General features: G+C 71.2%; 14 protein-coding genes and 1 tRNA gene. 6 read left to right on the forward strand and 9 right to left on the reverse strand.

Annotated features, from left to right (window positions below; all coding sequences use genetic code 11):
- The first annotated feature begins 2 nt into the window (after window positions 1-2).
- Window positions 3-995: a DUF808 domain-containing protein gene (locus MCBMB27_RS11840; RefSeq protein WP_043388102.1), complete on the forward strand. Its 993-nt coding sequence runs from the start codon at window positions 3-5 to the stop codon at window positions 993-995.
- A 168-nt stretch (window positions 996-1,163) separates the two neighbouring features.
- Here the strand turns inward: MCBMB27_RS11840 and MCBMB27_RS11845 are convergent.
- The 3 genes from MCBMB27_RS11845 to MCBMB27_RS11855 all read right to left on the reverse strand — a co-directional run bounded on the left by MCBMB27_RS11845 (window position 1,164) and on the right by MCBMB27_RS11855 (window position 2,520).
- Window positions 1,164-1,238, reverse strand: a tRNA-Gly gene (locus tag MCBMB27_RS11845).
- Window positions 1,239-1,346: 108 nt separating this feature from the next.
- Window positions 1,347-1,811, reverse strand: a complete 465-nt coding sequence (locus MCBMB27_RS11850) for an NUDIX domain-containing protein (protein WP_043378448.1) — start codon at window positions 1,809-1,811, stop codon at window positions 1,347-1,349.
- Between the two features lie 13 nt (window positions 1,812-1,824).
- The gene (locus tag MCBMB27_RS11855; RefSeq protein ID WP_043758285.1) at window positions 1,825-2,520 is read right to left on the reverse strand and encodes a fumarylacetoacetate hydrolase family protein; all 696 of its coding nucleotides are present in this window, start codon (window positions 2,518-2,520) and stop codon (window positions 1,825-1,827) included.
- 137 nt (window positions 2,521-2,657) lie between these two features.
- Here MCBMB27_RS11855 and MCBMB27_RS11860 point away from each other — a divergent pair, with 137 nt between their 5' ends.
- The 3 genes from MCBMB27_RS11860 to MCBMB27_RS11870 all read left to right on the forward strand — a co-directional run bounded on the left by MCBMB27_RS11860 (window position 2,658) and on the right by MCBMB27_RS11870 (window position 6,413).
- The gene (locus tag MCBMB27_RS11860; protein WP_075380490.1) at window positions 2,658-4,106 is read left to right on the forward strand and encodes an FAD-binding oxidoreductase; all 1,449 of its coding nucleotides are present in this window, start codon (window positions 2,658-2,660) and stop codon (window positions 4,104-4,106) included.
- A gap of 258 nt (window positions 4,107-4,364) precedes the next feature.
- Entirely contained in the window at window positions 4,365-4,658 is a 294-nt protein-coding gene (locus tag MCBMB27_RS11865; protein WP_043352813.1) for a DUF2218 domain-containing protein, read from the forward strand.
- Between the two features lie 162 nt (window positions 4,659-4,820).
- A complete protein-coding gene (locus MCBMB27_RS11870; RefSeq protein WP_075380491.1) occupies window positions 4,821-6,413 on the forward strand; it encodes an ABC transporter substrate-binding protein in 1,593 nt (530 codons plus the stop codon).
- 16 nt (window positions 6,414-6,429) lie between these two features.
- Here the strand turns inward: MCBMB27_RS11870 and putA are convergent, their stop codons facing one another.
- Window positions 6,430-10,116 (reverse strand): trifunctional transcriptional regulator/proline dehydrogenase/L-glutamate gamma-semialdehyde dehydrogenase, encoded by a 3,687-nt coding sequence (gene putA, locus MCBMB27_RS11875; RefSeq protein WP_075380492.1) that lies wholly within the window; start codon window positions 10,114-10,116, stop codon window positions 6,430-6,432.
- 405 nt (window positions 10,117-10,521) lie between these two features.
- Here putA and MCBMB27_RS11880 point away from each other — a divergent pair, with 405 nt between their 5' ends.
- Window positions 10,522-12,441: a hypothetical protein gene (locus tag MCBMB27_RS11880; protein ID WP_236952956.1), complete on the forward strand. Its 1,920-nt coding sequence runs from the start codon at window positions 10,522-10,524 to the stop codon at window positions 12,439-12,441.
- Between the two features lie 37 nt (window positions 12,442-12,478).
- On the opposite strand, the gene MCBMB27_RS11885 is transcribed toward MCBMB27_RS11880, so the two are convergent.
- Window positions 12,479-13,291 (reverse strand): polysaccharide deacetylase family protein, encoded by an 813-nt coding sequence (locus MCBMB27_RS11885; RefSeq protein WP_075380493.1) that lies wholly within the window; start codon window positions 13,289-13,291, stop codon window positions 12,479-12,481.
- A 141-nt stretch (window positions 13,292-13,432) separates the two neighbouring features.
- On the opposite strand from MCBMB27_RS11885, the gene MCBMB27_RS11890 reads away from it, so the two are divergent.
- Window positions 13,433-14,479 (forward strand): saccharopine dehydrogenase family protein, encoded by a 1,047-nt coding sequence (locus MCBMB27_RS11890; protein WP_075380494.1) that lies wholly within the window; start codon window positions 13,433-13,435, stop codon window positions 14,477-14,479.
- Window positions 14,480-14,530: 51 nt separating this feature from the next.
- Here the strand turns inward: MCBMB27_RS11890 and MCBMB27_RS11895 are convergent, their stop codons facing one another.
- From MCBMB27_RS11895 to MCBMB27_RS11910, 4 genes are all read right to left on the reverse strand, one after another.
- Window positions 14,531-16,054 carry a UxaA family hydrolase gene (locus MCBMB27_RS11895; protein ID WP_075380495.1) on the reverse strand — a complete coding sequence of 508 codons (1,524 nt, stop codon included), beginning with the start codon at window positions 16,052-16,054 and terminating at the stop codon, window positions 14,531-14,533.
- A gap of 35 nt (window positions 16,055-16,089) precedes the next feature.
- Window positions 16,090-17,400, reverse strand: coding sequence for an MFS transporter (locus MCBMB27_RS11900; RefSeq protein ID WP_043352792.1), 1,311 nt, complete (start codon window positions 17,398-17,400; stop codon window positions 16,090-16,092).
- Between the two features lie 107 nt (window positions 17,401-17,507).
- Entirely contained in the window at window positions 17,508-18,578 is a 1,071-nt protein-coding gene (locus tag MCBMB27_RS11905) for a malate/lactate/ureidoglycolate dehydrogenase (protein ID WP_043758305.1), read from the reverse strand.
- A gap of 120 nt (window positions 18,579-18,698) precedes the next feature.
- Window positions 18,699-20,207 carry a M81 family metallopeptidase gene (locus MCBMB27_RS11910; protein ID WP_075380496.1) on the reverse strand — a complete coding sequence of 503 codons (1,509 nt, stop codon included), beginning with the start codon at window positions 20,205-20,207 and terminating at the stop codon, window positions 18,699-18,701.
- Between the last annotated feature and the right edge of the window lie 5 nt (window positions 20,208-20,212).

The following is a 20,212-nucleotide window of genomic DNA, read 5'->3' on the forward strand; positions in this document are numbered from 1 at the left end:
GTGTGAGCGTCGGATTGATTGCCCTGCTGGACGATGTCGCCTTCATGGTCAGGAGTGCGGCGGCGTCCCTCGACGACGTGGCAGGCCAGGCCGCGAAAGCCGGAACCAAAGCGGCCGGTGTCGTCATCGACGATGCGGCGGTCACGCCCCGCTACGTCGTCGGCTTCGCGGCAGAGCGCGAGCTGCCAATCGTTGGCAAGATCGCCGTCGGATCGCTCCGCAACAAGCTCCTGTTCCTGCTCCCGGGCGCCCTGGCGCTGAGCGCCTTCGCGCCTTGGGCGATCACGCCGCTCCTGATGCTGGGCGGTGCGTATCTCTGCTACGAAGGCACCGAGAAGGTCTACGAGGGCCTCTTTCCCCATCGCGCCCACGGCGACGCGGCGGACCACGCGGACGGCGCCGGTGGCGCTGCGGCCGGAGAAGAGCGCCGCGTGGCGAGCGCCATCAAGACCGACTTCATCCTCTCGGCCGAGATCATGGCCATCACCCTCGCGGCCTTGCCGGAGGGCAGCTTCTGGATGCGGGCGGCCGTCCTGGCCATCGTTGCTCTGGGCATCACCGTGGGCGTCTACGGCGTGGTCGCTGTGATCGTGAAGGCTGACGACGCGGGCTTGGCTCTGGCCCGCAGCACGGCCGGGCCGCCGCTCGGAAGCCTCGTCCGCGGGCTCGGCCGCGGCGTCGTCAAAGGCATGCCGATCCTGCTCGGTCTCCTGGCCGTCGTCGGTACGGCGGCCATGATCTGGGTCGGCGGCGGGATCCTGATGCACGGCCTGGAGACCTACGGCCTGGCATGGCCCGCGCACGCGGCCCACGACGCGGCGACGGCAGCGTCCGCGCGCCTGCCGTTCGCCAAGGGCTTCGTCGAATGGCTGGTCACCGCCCTCGCGTCGGGCCTGATCGGGCTGGTGGTCGGCGGCCTGCTGATTCCGCTCACGAGCTTCGTGCTTGCGCCGACGTGGCACGCCCTGTCGGCCCTGCGGAAGCAGACTGCCTGATCCGAGAAACGTCGAGGCCGAGCGGTACGGTGGTCCAGACGGTCACCGTATTGCTCGGCCTCCTCCGGAGCCCCGTGGCCCGGCGGCCGAGGATGCTTCTGCAGGACCCAGAAACGACAAAGGCCGCAGAGCTGCGGCCTTGTAAGTCGATCGTATGGTTGGGAAAACTGGAGCGGGCGAAGGGATTCGAACCCTCGACCCCAACCTTGGCAAGGTTGTGCTCTACCCCTGAGCTACACCCGCTCACTAGTGCCGCGCCGCCTGGACTTTCGTGCCGGCGGCCCCCGGCGCGGCTCTCTAAACACCATTCCGGCGGACGACGCAAGCGCCCTTTTCGCGAACCGTGACGATTTACCAATTCGGGTCCGGCGGGAGGCCTTCGTGGATCTCGCGGAGCCGGGCGCGGGTCCCCCGGGTGGTGCCCTCGGGCAATGCGTCCAGCGCGAAGAAGGCGCATTCGGCGACCTCCCGGTCCGGCGCCTTGGGACGCAGCACCGTGAAGGCCGGCAGGACGAACAATGCGACGTGATCGCGGGGGGCGGCCACCACATTCCGGTAGAGGGCATGCAGGCGCGGCTCCCCCTGGGGCACGATCTCGGCCTCCTCGCGGAATTCCCGCACCATCGCGTCGCGCACGGCCTCGCCGCGCTCCACACCGCCGCCGGGCAGGTGCCAGCCGCTGACATAGGTGTGGCGCACGAGGGCCACACGTCCCGCCCCGTCCAGGGCGACGCCGCGCACGCCGAGGGTCATGCCCCGGGACGCGAGAGCCCCGAGGTGGAACAGGCGCCGCAGGAGCGGCCGGTCGAGGAGCATGCGGGTGCGCGGCTCAGACGACGTCGAGGGTGATCTCGCCGAGCCCGGCGATCGCCGCGACCATGCGCTGACCGCGCTGGACCGGGCCGACGCCGGCGGGCGTGCCGGTGAAGATCAGGTCGCCCGGTTGCAGGGCGAAGTAACCCGACAGGTAGGCGATCTGCTCGGCGACGGACCAGATCATGTCGGCCAGGTCGCCCTTCTGACGAATCTCGCCGTCCACCGACAGCGTGATCGCGCCCCGCGCCGGATGGCCGAAAACGGAGACCGGATGCAGCGCGCCGATCGGGCCGGACCCGTCGGCCGCCTTGGCGGTGTCCCAGGGCCGCGACATCTTCTTGGCCTCGTCCTGGACGTCGCGCCGGGTCATGTCGAGGCCGACCGCGTAGCCGTAGACGTGGTCGAGGGCGGTCTCCGCCGGGATGTCGCTGCCGCCGCTGGCGAGGGCCGCCACCATCTCGACCTCGAAATGGTAGTTGCCGGTCTTCGGGGGGTAGGCGTGAGGCGTCGGCTCGGAACCGACGATCTGCAGGGCGTCCGCGGGCTTCATGAAGAAGAACGGCGGCTCCCGGTCGGGGTCCGCCCCCATCTCGCGGGCATGGGCGGCGTAGTTGCGGCCGACGCAGTAGACGCGGCGCACGGGAAACAGGTCGCTGCTGCCCACGATGGGGAGCGCGATGCGTTGCGGGTTCTGGATGACGGAGAGCATCTCTGCCTCTGCGGTGGATCGTCCGGACGGCCCGGCGCGACGACGCCCGGGCCCTACATCATCGTTGTAAGGTCCGCACCGGCGCGCGCCATACCGGAGCTTGCGTACCCCCGCCCCTGGCCTACAGAATCTTTGCGATGACCCCGACAGCCGCCCTCGACACCCTGCTGACCGCCCTGCGGGACGGGCTCGGCGCGCGGCACGTGCTGACCGATCCGGACGCCCTGGCGCCCTACCTGACCGAGAGCCGGCGACTGTTCACCGGATCGGCACTCGCCGTGCTGCGGCCCGGGAGCACCGAGGAGGTCGCCTTCGCGGTCCGCGCCTGCACGCAGGCCGACATCGCGGTCGTGCCGCTCGGCGGCAATACCGGCCTGACGGGCGCCGGGGTGCCGCAAGGAGGCGTGGTGCTGTCCCTGGAGCGCATGACCCGGCTGCGGGCGGTCGATCCGGTGGATGCCACCATCACGGTGGAGGCCGGGATGATCCTGCAGGACGTGCAGGACGCGGCCGAGGCGGCCGGCATGATGTTTCCGCTCTCCTATGCGTCCCGCGGTTCGGCCCGGATCGGCGGCGGCGTCAGCACCAATGCCGGCGGGATCGCGGTCCTCGCCTACGGCAACGCCCGCGACCTCGTCCTGGGGCTGGAGGTCGTGCTCGCGGACGGACGGGTCTGGAACGGGCTCAAGTCCCTGCGCAAGGACAATGCCGGCTACGACCTGAAGCAGCTCTTCATCGGCTCCGAAGGCACGCTGGGCATCGTCACCGCGGCCGTGCTGAAGCTGTTCCCGCGGCCGCGCTCCACGAGCGTCGCCTTCGTCGGGCTCGTTTCGGCCAGGGCCGCCCTCGACCTGTTCGTATTCCTGCGGGCGCGGATGGACCGCGACCTGACGGCCTTCGAATACCTCCCGCCCTTCGCCCTGGAGATCGTGCTGCGCCACATCCCGGGGACGGTGCAGCCGCTGCATGGCGCGCACGGCGCCTACGCGCTGATCGAGGTCGCGTCCGCGCGCCCGGATGCCGACACGCAGGCCGAGCTGGAATCCGCCCTCGGGCAGGCCCTGGCGGACGGGGTGATCGCGGATGCCACGATCGGCACCAGCGGCGCCCAGAACGCCGCGCTCTGGCGTCTGCGGGAGGGCGTTCCCGAGGCGCAGACCCGCGAAGGCGCGTCGATCAAGCACGACGTGTCGGTACCGCTGTCGCGGCTCCCCGCGTTCTTGGAGCAGGCAGGCGCGGCCTGCACGGCGGAGATGCCCGGCCTGCGACCCTGCGGATTCGGCCATTTCGGCGACGGCAACATCCATTTCAACCTGTCCCAGCCGTCCGGCATGGCGGCGGCGGAGTTCCTGGCCGAATGGGGCCGATTCAACCGGATCGTTCACGACATCGTGCACGACCTCGGCGGTTCCATCGCCGCCGAGCACGGGGTCGGCCTGATCAAGCGCGAGGAACTCGCCCGCTACGGCGATCCGGTCGGGCTCGACCTCATGCGGCGCCTGAAGGCCGCCCTCGACCCCGAGGACCTGCTCAACCCCGGCAAGGTCATCATCCGGGACGACCGCGACGCCTCGACGGCGCGCTGAGGAATTTTGTGCATCGCGCCATAATTCGGCGCGGAGCCGGGTGCAGGACAGCAACGCCGCGCCGTCATCCGCCGGGGTGGCCCGCTGCGTTAAGCCGCTGCTAACGCTTCGGACAGACCTTCACCGTAGACGACAAAGACGGGTCCTTCGGCGCCAGGCATGGCAATTGCTCAGAGGCCTTCCTATCTCGCAGATGCGAGATCGAGCGACGAACCGTCACCGACAGGCTGTTTTCATATCTCTTTGGAGACCGACGGAATGCCCACCTCTCAGGCCCGCGTGCAGACCAACGAGGCGAGCCGCTACCTGCAGCAGCTCTGCCGGCACTGGAGCCACAAGTTCAAGGTCGAGGCGACGCCCGTGCACGGCACCGTGCCGTTCGGCGAGGACCGCGTCTGCACCTTCGACGCCGAGCCCGACGCCCTGGTGATGCGCATCGACAGCTCCGACCCGGTGAACCTCACCCGGCTGGAGAACGTCGTGGCCGACCACCTCGCCCGCTTCGCCTTCCGCGAGAGCCTCGGCGACATCCGCTGGTCGCGCGCCGCCTGACGGCCCGCGCAGCGCAGTCACGTTCGACCCGTCCGGCCCCCGGCCCGGGCGGGGTCTCGCGATCCGGAACGGCCCGCAGCGGTGGCGCACCAGGTGGCGCACCACTTGCACGCGAGTCCGGCTTGCGGCCAGATCGGTCGCCGCCGAGACCGGGATCGATCCATGAAGCGACGCACCCTGCTGACAGGCGCCGGAGCGCTGGTGGCCGGGACGCTCGCCCGTCCGGCCCTGGTGCGGGCGGCCTCCGCGACGACGCTGCGCTTCGTGCCCTACGCGGATCTGGCGCTTCTCGACCCGATCATCACCACGAACTATGTCACGCGCACCCATGCGCTGATGGTGTTCGACACACTCTACAGCCTGGATGCCGCCTATCGGGCCCAGCCGCAGATGGTCGCGGGCCACGAAGTCACGGCCGACGGCCTCACCTGGCGCCTGACCCTGCGGGACGGCCTGCGCTTCCATGACGGCACGCCGGTCCTCGGCCGCGACGTTGTGGCGAGCCTCAAACGCTGGTCGCAGCGGGACGCCTACGGTGGGGCGCTGTTCGACACGGTGGACGACCTCTCGGCGCCCTCCGACACCATGGTGCAGTTCCGCCTGAAACGGCCCTTCCCGCTCCTGCCGGACGCCCTCGCCAAGCCGACCTCCTATGTCCCGGTGATCATGCCGGAGCGCCTGAGCGCGACGCCGGCGACGCAGGCGGTGCCGGAGATCGTCGGCAGCGGCCCGTATCGGTTCATTGCCGCCGAGCGGGTTCCGGGCTCGCTCAACGTCTACCGCCGGTTCGAGGAGTACCGACCCCGTCCGGACGGGACGGCGAGCTTCACCGCCGGACCGCGCATCGCGCATTTCGACCGCATCGAGTGGCGCACGATCCCCGACGGCGCGACCGCGGCCGGCGCCCTGCGCTCGGGCGAGATCGACTGGTGGGAGCAGCCCCTCGTCGATCTCGTGCCCGACCTGATGCGCCAGCCGGCCGTGCGGGTGGATCTGGTGGAGACCGCCGGGCTGATCGGACAGATCCGCCTCAACCACACCCTGCCGCCCTTCGACAATCCCGCGATCAGCCGCGCGCTGCTCTCGGCCGTCGACCAGACCGAGATGATGGACGCGGTCGCCGGCAGCGACCCGGCGATCCGCCGCGGGCCCGTCGGGATCTTCACCGCGGGTGGTCCGATGGCGTCATCGGCCGGCATGGCGGTGCTCACCGGCCCTCGCGACCTCGCCGCAGCGAAGCGGGCGCTCGCCGAGGCGGGCTACAAGGGCGAGCGGGTGGTGCTGCTGTCCGGGACCGACGTGCCGCGCATCAACGCGATCTGCGAGGTGATGGCCGATGCCTGCCGCAAGCTCGGGATGAACCTCGACGTCGTCGCCACCGATTGGGGGACCGTGAACCAGCGGATCCTGAACGCGAAGCCCCTGGACCAGGGCGGCTGGTCGATGTTCGGGATCTTCTCCGGCGGGCTGGACCATCTCTCGCCGGCCTACCATCTGGCCGCCCGCGGGAACGGCCGCGCGGGCGTCCCGAGCTGGCTCACGGACGCCCCCCTGGAGGAGATGCGCAGCGCGTGGTTCGCCGCGCCGGACCTCGCCGCCCAAAAGGCCCTCGCGGCGCGGATCCAGGCGCGCGCCCTGGAGGTCGGCGCCTATCTCCCCTGCGGCCAGTATTTCCAGCCGACCGCCTACCGGCGCGACCTCGAAGGCATGCTGACCGGGCTGCCGCTGTTCTGGAACCTGCGCCGGTCGGCCTGAGCGCGCAGCCGCCGGGTCACCCGACGCTCATCAGGCTGGCATTGCCGCCGGCCGCCGCGGTGTTGATCGCGGTGGAGATCTCTTCGACTAAGCCCGCCGGATCGTAGAGATCGCCGGCCGCCAGCGCCTCCGGCTCGCGGGCCTGGAGCGGCAGGATGGCTCCGTCGCGGGCCGCGATGGCGGCGTTGAGATCCCGCAGGGCCAGCGCATCGCCCGCGAACAGGACGCCCTGGACGTCGCCCGCGCGGTCGAGATCCGGAGCCCAGGCGATCCGGGCCGCGCACACCGCCGGCAGACCGTCCAGGGCCGCATCGCTGCCGCCGGCCGCGACGATGACCGCCGCGTTGCCGGTGCCGAGGATCGCCCCGAGCTGGAGCAGGAGCGCCGTCTCCGTCGCCGCGATGGCGGCGACGCGCCCGCGCGGACGCAGGGCGTACAGATTGCGCTCACCCACCGGTCCGGCCAGCGCGATCGGGGCGGATCCGGGATAGCGGACGGTCTCCAGCCTCTCCGCGAGGTCGTGGCGATGGCGCGACCGCAGCCACGCCACGTAGGGGCGCAGCGCCGCCTCGTCGGCGGGCAGCCCGTCGCGGGCGGCGGCGGGCGGTCTCCGCACCAGCCGGCCGAGGGCCAGCGGGCCCCCGGCCTTGGGGCCCGTCCCCGACAGGCCCGAGCCGCCGAAGGGCTGCACGCCCACCACCGCGCCGATGATGTTGTGGTTCACGTAACGGTTGCCGGCCCGCACGCGGCCGAGGACGTGGTCGATGGTCTCGTCGACGCGGCTGTGCAGCCCGAAGGTCAGCCCGTAGCCGGTGGCATCGATCGCCGCGAGGAGCCTGTCGAGGGTATCCCGACGGTAGCGCAGCACATGCAGCACCGGGCCGAACACCTCCTGCTCGACATCGGCGACCGCCCCGATCTCGATCAGCGTCGGCGGTACGAAGGTCCCGGCGCCGGCCTCGGGCGGCAGGGGCAACTGCTCCACGGGAAACCCCCGCGCGCGCAGGCTCGCCACATGATCGACGAGTCGGGCGGCGGCGTCGGCGGTGATGACCGGTCCGACATCGATGGCGAGGCGCCGCGGGTCGCCGACCTGCAGCTCCCGCAGGGCGCCCTTGAGCATGTGCAGCGTCCGGTCGGCGATCTCCTCCTGCAGGCACAGTATCCGCAGCGCCGAGCAGCGCTGGCCCGCGGAATCGAAGGCCGAGGCGATCACGTCGGCCACCACCTGCTCGGCAAGCGCGGAGGAATCGACCACGAGGGCGTTCTGGCCGCCGGTCTCGGCGACGAAGGGCACCGGCTCGCCGAAGCGGTTCAGCCGCCCCGCGAGTGCGCGCTGGATGGCCTTGGCCACCGCGGTCGAGCCGGTGAACATCACGCCCTGCACGCGCGGATCCGCCACCAGGGCGGCGCCGACACGGCCGTCCCCCGGCAGCAGGTTAAGGGCATCCGCCGGGATCCCGGCCGCGTGGAGCACGCGGATCGCCGCGGCGGCGATCAGGGGCGTCTCCTCCGCGGGCTTGGCCAGGACCGTGTTCCCCGCCGCGAGGGCGGCTGCGGCCTGTCCGACGAAGATCGCCAGGGGGAAATTCCACGGCGCGATGCAGGCGACCGGGCCGAGCGGCTCGTGCGCGTCGCCGAGGATTCGCTCAGCCTCGGCGGCGTCGTAGCGCAGGAAATCGACCGCCTCGCGGATCTCCGCCACGGCGTTCGCGTAGGTCTTGCCCGCCTCCCGCACGATGAGCCCGATCAGCGCCGGCATCTGCGCCTCGAAGGCGTCGGCGGCCCGCCGCAGGCAGGCGGCGCGCGCGGCCGCCGGCGTCGCCGCCCAGCCGGCGGCGGCCGCTTCCGCCCGGGCCAATGCGCCCGCGACAGCCGCAGCCGTCGCCGCCCGGCCGAAGCCGACGACGTCCCGGTGGTCGGCGGAATTGCGCACGGGCTCGTCGGCCGCCGCGTCGTCCTCGCCCGACGGCACCGCCCGCCAGACGGTGCGATCGCTCGTCAGCAACCCCTCCGAGAGATTGGCGAGGGCGGCCTCGTCGGCGAGGTCGAGACCGGCGGCGTTCGCGCGGTGCGAACCGTACAGGTCCCGGGGAGCCGCGATCCGCGGATGCGGCGCTCCGGGACTTGGCATGGCCTCCACGGCGGTGACGGGGTCGGCGATCAACGCCGCGATCGGCACGGCCGCGTCGGCGACTTGGTTGACGAAGGAGGTGTTCGCCCCGTTCTCCAGAAGCCGCCGGACGAGATAGGCGAGCAGGGTCTCGTGCGTGCCCACCGGCGCGTAGATCCGGCAGGGGCGGCGCAGGCGCTCTCCGGCGACCACGGCCTCGTAGAGCGGCTCGCCCATGCCGTGCAGGCACTGGAACTCGTACTGGCCGGGCCGAAAATCCGGGCCTCCCATCTCGACGATGCTCGCCAGGGTCTGGGCGTTGTGGGTGGCGAACTGCGGGAAGACCGCGTCCGGAGCCGCGAGGAGCCGACGCGCGCAGGCGAGATACGAGACGTCGGTGTGAAGCTTCCGGGTGAAGACCGGGAAGTCCGCCAGACCGTCCACCTGCGCCCGCTTGATCTCGCTGTCCCAATAGGCGCCCTTGACCAGACGCACCATCAGCCGCCGACGGCTTCGGCGGGCGAGATCGATCAGCACGTCGATGATGAAGGGACACCGCTTGCCGTAAGCCTGGACCACGAAGCCGAGCCCGTCCCAGCCAGCGAGGTCCGGATCGAGGGCGAGCCGCTCCAGGATATCGAGAGACAGGTCGAGGCGATCGGCCTCCTCGGCGTCGATGTTCAGGCCCATCCCGTAGCCCTTGGCGAGGCGGGCAAGGTCCCGCACACGAGGATAGAGTTCGGCCAGGACGCGGTCGCGCTGCGACCGCACGTAGCGGGGATGGAGCGCCGACAGCTTGATCGAGATGCCGGGTCCGAGGAGCACGCCGCGGCCGGCGGAGGCCGCCCCGATTGCCCGGATCGCCTCCGCGTAGGCGCGCCGGTAGCGTTCCGCATCCTCCGCGGTCACGGCAGCCTCGCCGAGCATGTCGTACGAGTAGGTGAAGCCCTTGGCCTCGCGCCGCCCGGCATGCCGCAGGGCCTCGGCGATCGTCCGCCCGGCCACGAATTGCTCGCCCATCATCCGCATGCAAAGATCGACGCCGGTGCGGATCACCGGCTCACCGCCGCGGGCGATCAGGCGGGTGAGCGCGGCGGACAGACCGGCCTCGTCCCGGGTCGCGGCGAGCTTGCCGGTGACGAGCAGGCCCCAGGTCGCCGCGTTCACGAAAGGCGACGGGCTGTGCCCGAGATGGGCTGCCCAGTCGCCGCCCGCGATCTTGTCGCGGATCAGCGCGTCCCGCGTCGCCGTGTCGGGGATTCGCAGCAGCGCCTCGGCGAGGCACATCAGCGCCACGCCCTCCTGGCTCGACAGCGCATATTCTTGGATCAGCCCCTCGACGCCGCCGCGGCGCCCCTGCCGACGCAGGGTTTCGACCAGGTGTCCCGCATGTTCGGCGACGCGCCGGGCGGCCTCGGGCGACAGGCGGGCCTGATCGAGGAGCGCCGCCACACACTCGCTCTCGGGCCGCCGACAGGCCGCGGTCACGGCCTGCCTCAGGGGCGACCGGTCCGGCAGGCCGGCGGCGAGCCGGCGGGAGGCAGCACTCGCCCCGACGGCCGCAGCTTCGACGACGCCGGTCCCGGACATGATCCGTCCCTCCGACACGGCACGATGCCGCGCCGTTGCGACCTCAGGCTACACAATCCGGGCGCCGCGTCGAAGCCGGGGTGCCGACGGAAAGGCTTGGACCGACCGGCCCGTCCCGGGCGGTCACGGTCACGCGGCCTCACCTTTCAGGAGCGAAGCCTGCGCCTGCGCGAGATCGGATCCCGTATGCAGGGATGCCCCGGCGATGAACTAGGTCAATCCATAGGCTTCCGCCCACATAAGGTCTTGTCGTATGTTTTGGCCGTCTATTGGTCCGCTAGCCGCGAGTTACATTAGACTATATTGAGATATATTAGGGCATTCAATCGTTTTGCACATTCGGATTGTCCGCCCTTGGTTGCGGACCGCTCAGGTCAGAGTCCCACGTCTCGATGAGGACGCCGCATGCCGCGTTTGGAGATCACCGGCACCGAACGACGCTACAACACGGTCGCAGCCATCGAAGACAACGGTGCGTGGCAGATGGTCATGCCCTTTCCGCGGGCTTCGATCCGCGCCGCCGCCCTTGTCGGCGATGAGAGGCTGATCTGCCTGTCCGAAGACGGGGAACTCTGCCTGATCGCGTGGCGCTCGCGCCGGGATGTCGTGCGGCGGCGCCTGCCGCGCGGGGATTCCTGTGCCCGTAGGCTGTTCGTCACGCGCGATGCCGAGCTGATCGCAGCCTATGTGAGCCATGTTCCGAGCGACGAGACCCAATACCTCCACCGCCTCGTCGTCCTGCGGGCGGCGGATCTCGAAATCCTGCTGGATGGGCGGGGGATCACCTGGCCGTCCGACGGTCCGATCGGACGTCTTTCCGCCGAGGAGGCTTATCCGCCGCGACCGGGTGGACCGGCCATCCTGACGATTCACGGCGATCTGTTCGAGGATCTGGAGGGAAGACTGGCCTTCATCGGCCTCCGATGTGGGCCGGGCGGGTCGTCCTACGGGCTTTGCCGCCTGGAGCGAACCGACGGGTCGGTGCGCTACGATCCGCTTCCAGAGGCGGTGAAGCCGTATTGGTTCAGCCCGAGCGGCCGCTACGCGGTCACGGTGCGCTCCGATCCTTCGCCCGGGCAACCCGGAGCGGCAGCGGATGCGGTGGGGGACGAGCCCCGACACCGCGCACAGGCCGTCGAACTCTGGACGACCGAACCCGTCGCCCACGTCGCGACCCTCGTCGCGCGCCCGGGCCCCGAGCCGCACCGCGTCATGACGGAGGTGGCCTGGGAACCGGACGAGCGGGCGCTCTGGGTCAAGTACGGGTTCTTCTGGGATCGGAACACGGAGTTCCAGCGCATCGGCCTGGACGGCGCCCGCTCGCCCGTTTTCGCGTTCGGCCGCTATGCGGGCGCCAAGGCCGTTTCCACATTCGGCGACGTGGCCGATGCCGAGAGGGTCGAGATCCGCTTCTACAGCGACGCAGTCTTCATTCCGCGACCCTGGTGCGCCGATTCGGGGCTCGCGCGGCTGATCGCGCAGGACGAGGACGGGTATCGCCCTCTGGCGTCGGCGGGGCCGAGCGCATCTGCGGTCGGGCGCTTCCTGGCGCGCTCGCTACCGGTGGTCACCGTGACGGATTTCTCGGCTGCGGCCATCGCCGAATCATTGGGCTGGCTCACAGGCCAGATCCGGGCGGATCTCGCCGCCCTTCTGCGGAGCGACGCCCTGGCGCTGACCTTCAGGGTCGGCGGGAAGGCACTGACGGAACCGGCCTTCTTCGCGCGGATCGCGCGCGAGCGCATCGCGGTGGCGCCCGTGCTGCGTGAGCTCCTGACAACCTATCTCGAAGTCCAGCCCGCACTCGTGGCCGCCAGGAACCTGTACCGGCAGATCTGGGGCCCCGAGGACGACCAGGGAGCGCTGGCGCCGGCAATGCAGGCGCTGCTCCATCTCGATCCGGCGGCCCACGACGTGTTTCGCGACTATCTCGCCCAGCGCGACGGGGAGCACGAGGACTACTCCACCACGGTGATGATGCAGACCTACATCGCCGCGACGGGCTGGCGGGACCGGGCCATGATCGGGTTCGGCGTCTATTTTGCGCTGATCCGGTACAGGGACGGCGTGATCAGCCTGGGCGGAGGCTTCCTCGAGGAACACGGTGTCCTCGATGCTGCCGAGGGGTTGCTGGATCCCGCCGACTTCGCCGTGCTCATCCGCGAAGAACTCGACGGGTTCGCCGCGCGGCCCGATCTCGATTGCCACCTCGGCCCGGACGCCCTGTCTCGCGAACTCCGAGCCAGCCTCGCGACCACCGCCTATGGCCGGCGGGTCCTGGCGGCGCTCGCGGACCGGCCGGCCGCACCGCCCGGCCCGACCTGAGGCCGCGGGACGCGAAACGGTCCGTCGCGCGATCCCGTCACTTCATGGCTTGGGCGTGGGCGGCCTCGATCGCCTCGGTGAGGAGGGGCTGGGCGCCCTTGCGGCGCAGGGTGGCGGTGGGGATCACCACCGGATCGGCGCAGGCCTGGACGACGTGCGCCAGGTCGAACTGCACCGCGAGGCCTCCGACCTTGGCGTCGAGCCACGCCATCATGGCCGGTGGCTGGCCGTCGTAGGTCTCGGTGACTGCCTCGCGGCATTCCTTGTCCGCATCGACGGACTTCGGATCGCCCGTCCTCGGCCGATAGCCCGCGAGGTAGAGTTCGTGCAGCGTCTTGGAGGCGAGCGTCACCATCTTGGTGCCGCCCGCGCCCTCGGCGAGGGCGAGCGTGCCGGTCAGGGATGCGGGCAGCAGGGTGGTCCAATCCACGGGGGCGCCGGTCGTGAGGTCGTAGACGATCGACATCGTGCTGGAGTTCGGATGCGCGCCTCCGCAATACATGCTGTCGGAGATCACGAAGCTCAGGAAACGCGGGCCGCGCATCGGGATCTCGACGGTCCGCTCCCAGGAGCCGTTCTTCCCATCCTGCGCCTTGCAGGCCCGCGCCGCCGCGAGGGCCTTCGTGTCGAGGCGCTTCACCGCCGCATTGATCCGCCGCTCGGCGTCGTCGGCCGGCGCAGCGATCTGCGGCATGGCCGCGAGGCCGGGAATCAGGTCGGCCGGCGCCTTCAGGTCCACGGGCCCGTCGGCGGCCCAGGCGGGTGTGGTCAAAGCCAGGAGGACCGCGGTCCAACCCGCAGCCCTGCCGCGAGCTCGCCATACGCTCGGCCGGACGGTTCGCTTGAACATGGTGCCGCTTCTCCCGATGGCGGCGGGTCCGACATCCGGGGCCGCCCGCCGTGTCGCGATTCGATGTGTCCGTCCCTACCATCGGCGAACGCCGTTCGGCGCGCGCTTTGACACCTGCGGAAGCGGTGGCAGAAGCCCCGCATGACCGCGATCCTGATCTACGGCGCCACCGGCTATACCGGCCAGCTCCTGGCCGCGCAGGCCGTCGGGCAGGGCCTGCATCCGATCCTGGCGGGGCGCGACGCGCACACGCTGCGGCCGCTTGCGTCCCGGCTCGGTCTGGAGATGCGGGTCGCACGCCTCGACGATGCCGACGGCCTGCGCGCCGCGCTCGCAGGTGTGGCGGCGGTGATCCACGCGGCCGGCCCGTTCTCGAAGACGGCGCGGCCGATGGTGGAGGCCTGCCTCGCCGCGGGCGCGCATTACGTCGACATCACCGGCGAGATCGCGGTGCTGGAGGCGCTCGCCGCGCAGGATGCGGCGGCGAAGGCGGCCGGCCTTGTCCTCCTGCCGGCCGCCGGCTTCGATGTGGTGCCGAGCGATTGCCTCGCCGCCCACGTGGCCGGGCGCCTGCCCGGCGCGACGCATCTGCGCATCTCCATCGGCGGGTTCGGCGGCTTCAGCCGCGGCACCGCCCGCACCATGGTGGAGGGCATCGCCTGGGGGACGCGGGTGCGCCGCGACGGACGCATCGTCGAGCTGCCGAGCCCGCCCCGCGGCACCGCCGATTTCGGCGCCGGCCCGCGCCGGACCGTGGGGCTCGGCTGGGGCGACGTGTCCAGCGCGTGGTACTCGACCGGGGTACCGAACATCGACGTCTACTTCGAGGCCTTCCCCGCCATGGCGGCGGTGGCCGGTCTGCCCGCCGGAATCCGGCGGATCATCGCAGGCGAAACCGCGCAGCGCCTGATCAACCGCGGCATCGACCGGCTGCCCGCCGGCCCGTCCGCCGCCGCGCGGGAAAAAGCCCGCAGCACCTTCCTGGCGGAAGCCTGGGACGGCGCCGGCCGCCGCGCGGCGAGCCGGATGGAGACCGCCGAGGGCTACACGCTGACGGTCTGGACCGCCCTGGAGATCGCCCGGCGCGTCGCCGCGGGACAGGTCGCGCCGGGCTTCCACACGCCCGTCACCGCCTTCGGCGCCGACTTCATCCTGGGCTTTCCGCATGTGACGCGGACGGATCTCTAACCGGCGCTTAGGACTGGCGCAGCGCTCGATCCGATGCGAGCGGCCCAGGGCTCACACGGTCGCGCCGATCTGCCAGGGGGCGAATTCCGAGGAGCCGAAATCGAACTGCTCGCTCTTCGTCCGCTCCCCGCTCGCGACCCGGAGGATCAGGTCGAAGATCCGGCGCCCGGCCTGCTCCACGCTCTCTTCGCCGTCGAGGATCGTGCCGCAATTGACGTCCATGTCCTCCTCGAGCCGCCGGTACATGGCCGAGTTCGTGGCGATCTTGATCGACGGCGACGGCTTGCAGCCGAATACGCTGCCGCGCCCGGTGGTGAAGCAGACGAGATTCGCCCCGCCCGCCACCTGCCCGGTGGCCGAGACCGGATCGTAGCCGGGCGTGTCCATGAACACGAAGCCCTTGGCGGTGACGGGATCGGCGTAGCGCAGCACGTCGACGAGGTTGGTGCTGCCGGCCTTCGCCATGGCGCCCAGCGACTTCTCCAGGATCGTGGTCAGGCCGCCGGCCTTGTTGCCCGGCGACGGGTTCGCGTCGATCTCCGATCCCTCCTTGCGGGTGTAGTCCTCCCACCAGTGCATCAGGTCGACGAGCTTCTGGCCCACCTCCGGGCTGACGGCACGGCGGGTGAACAGGTGCTCGGCCCCGTAGGTCTCGGTGGTCTCCGACAGGATCACCGTGCCGCCGTTCTGCACCACGAGGTCGCTGGCGATCCCCAGAGCCGGATTCGCCGAGACGCCGGAATACCCGTCCGAGCCGCCGCATTGCAGGGCGACGATCAGTTCGCTCGCCGGCACCGGCTCGCGGCGGACCACGTTCGCCTCGGCCAGGATCCCCTTCACGAAGTCGATGCCGGCCTCGACAGTCTTCCGCGTGCCCCCGAGGCTCTGGATGTTCATGCTGCGGATCCGGTCGCCGAGCCCCTGCTCCTCCAGGAACGCGCCGATCTGGTTCACCTCGCAGCCGAGCCCGATCATCACGATGTGCGAGAAGTTGACGTGCCGCGCGTAGCCCGCGAGCGTCCGCCGCAGGAGCCGCAGCGGCTCGCCCATCGCCATGCCGCAGCCGGTCTTGTGGGTCAGCGCCACGACGCCGTCGACGTTGGGATAGGGAGCGAGCGGGTCGAGGCCGAGGATCGGGTGGCGGCGGAACGCGTCGGCGATCAGGTCGGCCACGTGCGCGCTGCAATTCACCGAGGTGAGGATGCCGACGTAGTTGCGGGTGGCGACGCGCCCGTCGGGGCGGCGGATGCCCTGGAAGGTCGCCGCCGGCGTGACGAGCCGCGTCGGCTTGGCGTCGACGCCGAACGCGTAGTCCCGGGCGAACTCCCCCATCCCGAGATTGTGGACGTGGACGTGCCGGCCGGCCGCGATGTCCTCCTTCGCGAAGCCGATGATCTGGCCGTACTTGGTCACCGGCTCGCCGCTGCGGTGCTCCCTGACCGCGACCTTGTGGCCGGCCGGGATCCGCTCCGCGGCCGTCACGCCGTCGGCGACCGGGGTGCCCGGCTCGATGGCGCCGCGCGCCACGGCCACGCCGTCGGCCGGCCGGAGGGTGATCACGGGATAGGTGGACATCGGTCTCTCCTGGGATTCGGTGGGGCCGGTCGCCGTCACCGCGCCGCCTCGGGGCGCAGGGCCGGGACGCGGGAGTCGCGGACCGGAAGCGGCGCGATCTCGCCGACCACGAACAGGTAGATGAAGGCGCCCAGCAGGCAGAACCCGCCGGCGACGATGAGGGGGATCACGAACGAGCCCTGGGTGACGGTCAGCATGATGCCCGTGAAGGTCGTGGTCACGATCCCCGCGACGTTCGAGGCGAAGTTCTGGATGCCCCCGATCGAGGCCACGTGGGCCGGGGTCGGCGCCACGTCGCCGGGCAGCGCCCAGATCGACGCCGCCGTGAAGGCGAGGCTGCCATAGGCGACCGCGAAGCACAGCAGAGCCACGTAGACGTTCGGGGCGATGATCGACAGCGTGATCACCGACGACATCAGCATGCCGCCGACGAGGCAGGTCTTGCGGGCCGCAGTGAGGCTCCAGCCGCGGCGGTAGAGCGCGTCCGACGCGAAGCCACCGAGCCAGCCCGCGGGGATCGACGCCAGGGCCGGCAGGCTGCCCAGCGTGCCGAGTTCGGCCAGTGAGAAGCCGCGCGCCTTGACCAGATAGGTCGGAAACCACGTGATGAAGAAGTAGATCACGAAGTTCAGGCAGAAGAATCCTGCCATCATCCCCCAGACGGTGCGGTACCGGAACAGCGACAGCCACGGCACCTGATTCTGGGCGTCGGCGGCATCGACGGTCTTCGGCCGGTCCTGCGCGGCGCGGAGCCGGGCCAGTTCCTCCGGCGAGACCTTCGGGTGGTTCTCCGGCTCGCGGTAGAGCCACATCCAGAACACCGCCCAGACGAAGCCCAGCACGCCGGTGACGATGAAGGATTCCCGCCAGCCGAGCGTCGCGATCACCCAGGAGACCAGCGGGATCGCCAGCGCCGAGCCCACCCGGGAGCCGCTGTCGAAGATGCTGCTGGCGAAGCTGCGCTCGCCGCGGGGAAACCACGAGGCCGCGACCTTGGCGAAGGACGGATAGGCCCCGGCCTCGCCGATGCCGAGCAGCATGCGCAGGCCGAGCAGCGACAGGAAGCCCCGTCCGGCCGCGGTCAGCGCCGTGCAGGCCGACCACCAGACCACCGCGACCACCAGGGAGAGCCGCGCGCCGACCCGGTCGGCCACGTAGCCGAAGGGCAGCTGCATGATCGCGTAGGTCCAGAAGAAGCCCGACAGGATCAGGCCCATATCGGTGGCGTCGAGCCCCAGTTCCTTGGACATGGACGGCGCCGCGACCGCGAGATTGGCGCGGTCGATGTAATTGATGGCGTTGGCGGCCATGCAGAGGCCGATCATGAGCCAGCGCAAACGAGGCATCGCGTTCTCCTCCCGAATGCCGGGGATGGCGTCCCCGGGCCGTGCGGCGCCCCCGTTTTGGCCGGGGGTCGCCGCCGATCGTGGTGTGGCGCCGGGCCTTGTCCGGCTCAGTCGCGGTAGGCGTTCCCGTCGAGGCCGTGCGGCCGGCCGGCGGCCAGGAGGGTTTCCCAGACGGGCTCGGGCAGCGGCACGCCCTCGGCGAGGCGTTCGGCGCGCATCCGCCGCTCCGGCTCGCCCGGCAGCAGAACCTCGGCGCCGGGCATCGGCTTGGCGCTCTTGAAGAAATCGAGATAGGCCCGTGTCTCGGCGGCGAGCACATCCTCGGTGCCGAGGGCGGCGGGCGTGACGTAGATCGACAGCATGCCGTTGCAGATCCGCCGCTGCCCGGGGCCGGCGGTTCCGGAGCCGGTGAGCGCGCCGGCGAGCAGCTCGCACATCAGCGCGAGGCCGGATCCCTTGTGCTCGCCGAAGGCCCGGATCGCCCCGGCGCCGCGCTGGTTGTCGCGCTCGACGCCCTCCAGCGGTCCGAACAGCGTCGCCGGATCGGCGCTCAGGCGGCCGTCGGGCTCGATCAGCGCGCCCTCCGGCAGCGGCTTGCCGCCCCGGGACGCGACGAGCACCTTGCCCTCGGCCACCAGCGAGGTGGCGAAGTCGAGGATGATCGGCTCGGAATCCGGAACCGGGAAGCCGGCGGCGAACGGCGCTGTCGAGAACCGGCGCTCCACCGAGCCGAAAGGCGCCACGAGGAGGCTGCCCGCCACGTTGACGAAATGCACCGAGACGAGCCCCGCGGCCGCCGCCCGCTCGGCCCACTCGCCGATCCGGCCGATATGCCCGGCATGCCGCAGGGCAATGATCGCGACACCGTTCTCCCGCGCCTTGGCGATCCCGAGATCGACGGCGACGGGGCCGGCCGTCTGGCCGAATCCGTAATGGGCGTCCACGAGGGCGAAGTTCGGCGCGTCGGTGACGATCTCGGGCGTGCGGCCGGCCTCGACCTCGCCCGCGCGCAGCCATTCGACGTAGCGGGTCACCCGGACGACCCCGTGGCTGTCGTGGCCGGTGAGGTTGGCCGCCACCAGGAACCGGCCGATCCGTTCGGCCTCCGGCTCGGCGCAGCCCTCGCGCACGAAGATGTCCCGCACATAGGCGGACAGCCTGTCGGCCGAAATCCGCATTCCGTCCCTCCCTCGCCGCGCTTCACCGAGCGCGTGCGGGATGAACCTAGCGGTCTCGGACGTGCAGGGCGAGCACCCGGGGGTGACGGGAGACGCCACCTGTCGTCCCCGAGGGCTCGGTCAACGATCGGACGGGACCGGGCCGGGCGGATCGCCGTAGGGATAGAAGTGGGCCGCTTGCATCTGCGCGTAGGGGAGATGATCGAGCCGCACCGTCCCGAGGAACGGCTCCGGGGGCTCCACCAGCAGGATCGTGCGGGCGTAGCCGCTGTCGTCGAAGCCGCGCCGGAAATGCACCCGCGACTTGATCGCCACGACGTCGAAATCGGCCGGCTCCAGGCCGAGACGCCACAGCTCCTCCGGGTCGACGATCTGCGCGAGCTGCGGGCTCAGGACGAGCACGTTGCCGCCTCCGAAGGCGACGCAGATCCAGGTTCCGCCGCCACCGCCGCTGCCGGCGACACCGGGCTCCGGTGCCGCGACGACGCGCAGCACGGTTCCGGTGATCCGCACCGGATCGCCCGCGGACGGGTCGCCGCCGCCGCCGACCGGTGCGTCGAACGGGTCGCCCACCGCGATCTCCCGCGCCGCCGCCAGGACCGCGGGCGATGCGACGGTGGCGACCAGGGTGCGGGTGAGACCTTGCCGGAGGATCTCGCCCAGCAGCCAGGTCGCCCGGCCGGACCGGTCGCTGTGGTCGGCGAGGACGACCGGAACGGCGCCCTCCGCGACCGCCGCCCGGGCGAGGCGCACGCCGTCGGCGATCGTATGGATCCGCGTCGCCTCGAGCAGCGAACGCCGCTGCCGCCACGCGAAATCCGCGACGTCCCGCGCCGCGCGGTCGGCGAGGTCCGGATCGCCGTTGGTGATCGCCTGCACGGTCATCCCGCCATCCGGAGCATCGCCCCACGGGAAGCCGAAGAAGACGTTGACGAACACGTCCGGCTCGCGCGCCTCCCAGACGAGGGCGCGCTGCACGAGGTCGGCCCAGGGCGTGGCACCGGTCCATTGGACCACGGTGGGTGACAGGATCGGCACCTTGAGGGTCCGATGCGCCGGCCGGTAATCGCCGCGCACGGCGCGGACCAGCATCCGGGCGGCCCGCTGGCCCTGGAGGTGGCCGTCGTAATGCGGGAAATACTTCACCGCGAAGGCCAGGTCGGCATGGTCGAGGAAGGCCTGATCCTCGTTCCCGTGCAGATCGAAGGTCCCGACGAGAACCGCCGCGTCGCCCACCGCCGCGCGGACCTGCCGGGCGATGTCGGCCTCGGGCCGGGGAACGCCGCGCACCGCCATCGCGCCGTGCAGCGCGAGGTAGACGCCGTCGAACGGACCCGTCTCCCGCAACTCCGAGATCATCCGTCCGAGGAAATGCGCGTAGGCGTCCGCAGTGATCCAGCCGGAGGCGGTGCCGGTGCGCGGCCAGAGCGGCGAGGTGATGCCGACCAGCGCGACGCCGTCGTATTCCCGCGCCACCTGCACGAAGCCGCCCATGTAGCCCTTGGGATCGGTGGCGAGCAGCGCGTCTCCGGCCGCCGGCGAACCGGGATAAATGAAGTCGTCCCGGGTCGTGTCATTCGGCAGGAACGTCACGGTCTCGTGCGTGAACTGGAGGACGGCGAGGCGCATCGATG

It is taken from the genome of Methylobacterium phyllosphaerae, assembly GCF_001936175.1.
Taxonomy (GTDB): domain Bacteria; phylum Pseudomonadota; class Alphaproteobacteria; order Rhizobiales; family Beijerinckiaceae; genus Methylobacterium; species Methylobacterium fujisawaense.

Excerpts from the sequence above, each read along its gene's own strand:
- MCBMB27_RS11850 (WP_043378448.1), bottom strand. The coding sequence starts at position 1,811 with ATGCTCCTCGACCGGCCGCTCCTGCGGCGCCTGTTCCACCTCGGGGCT.
- MCBMB27_RS11855 (WP_043758285.1), bottom strand. The coding sequence starts at position 2,520 with ATGCTCTCCGTCATCCAGAACCCGCAACGCATCGCGCTCCCCATCGTG.
- MCBMB27_RS11860 (WP_075380490.1), top strand. The coding sequence starts at position 2,658 with ATGACCCCGACAGCCGCCCTCGACACCCTGCTGACCGCCCTGCGGGAC.
- MCBMB27_RS11865 (WP_043352813.1), top strand. The coding sequence starts at position 4,365 with ATGCCCACCTCTCAGGCCCGCGTGCAGACCAACGAGGCGAGCCGCTAC.
- MCBMB27_RS11870 (WP_075380491.1), top strand. The coding sequence starts at position 4,821 with ATGAAGCGACGCACCCTGCTGACAGGCGCCGGAGCGCTGGTGGCCGGG.
- putA (WP_075380492.1), bottom strand. The coding sequence starts at position 10,116 with ATGTCCGGGACCGGCGTCGTCGAAGCTGCGGCCGTCGGGGCGAGTGCT.
- MCBMB27_RS11880 (WP_236952956.1), top strand. The coding sequence starts at position 10,522 with ATGCCGCGTTTGGAGATCACCGGCACCGAACGACGCTACAACACGGTC.
- MCBMB27_RS11885 (WP_075380493.1), bottom strand. The coding sequence starts at position 13,291 with ATGTTCAAGCGAACCGTCCGGCCGAGCGTATGGCGAGCTCGCGGCAGG.
- MCBMB27_RS11890 (WP_075380494.1), top strand. The coding sequence starts at position 13,433 with ATGACCGCGATCCTGATCTACGGCGCCACCGGCTATACCGGCCAGCTC.
- MCBMB27_RS11895 (WP_075380495.1), bottom strand. The coding sequence starts at position 16,054 with ATGTCCACCTATCCCGTGATCACCCTCCGGCCGGCCGACGGCGTGGCC.
- MCBMB27_RS11900 (WP_043352792.1), bottom strand. The coding sequence starts at position 17,400 with ATGCCTCGTTTGCGCTGGCTCATGATCGGCCTCTGCATGGCCGCCAAC.
- MCBMB27_RS11905 (WP_043758305.1), bottom strand. The coding sequence starts at position 18,578 with ATGCGGATTTCGGCCGACAGGCTGTCCGCCTATGTGCGGGACATCTTC.
- MCBMB27_RS11910 (WP_075380496.1), bottom strand. The coding sequence starts at position 20,207 with ATGCGCCTCGCCGTCCTCCAGTTCACGCACGAGACCGTGACGTTCCTG.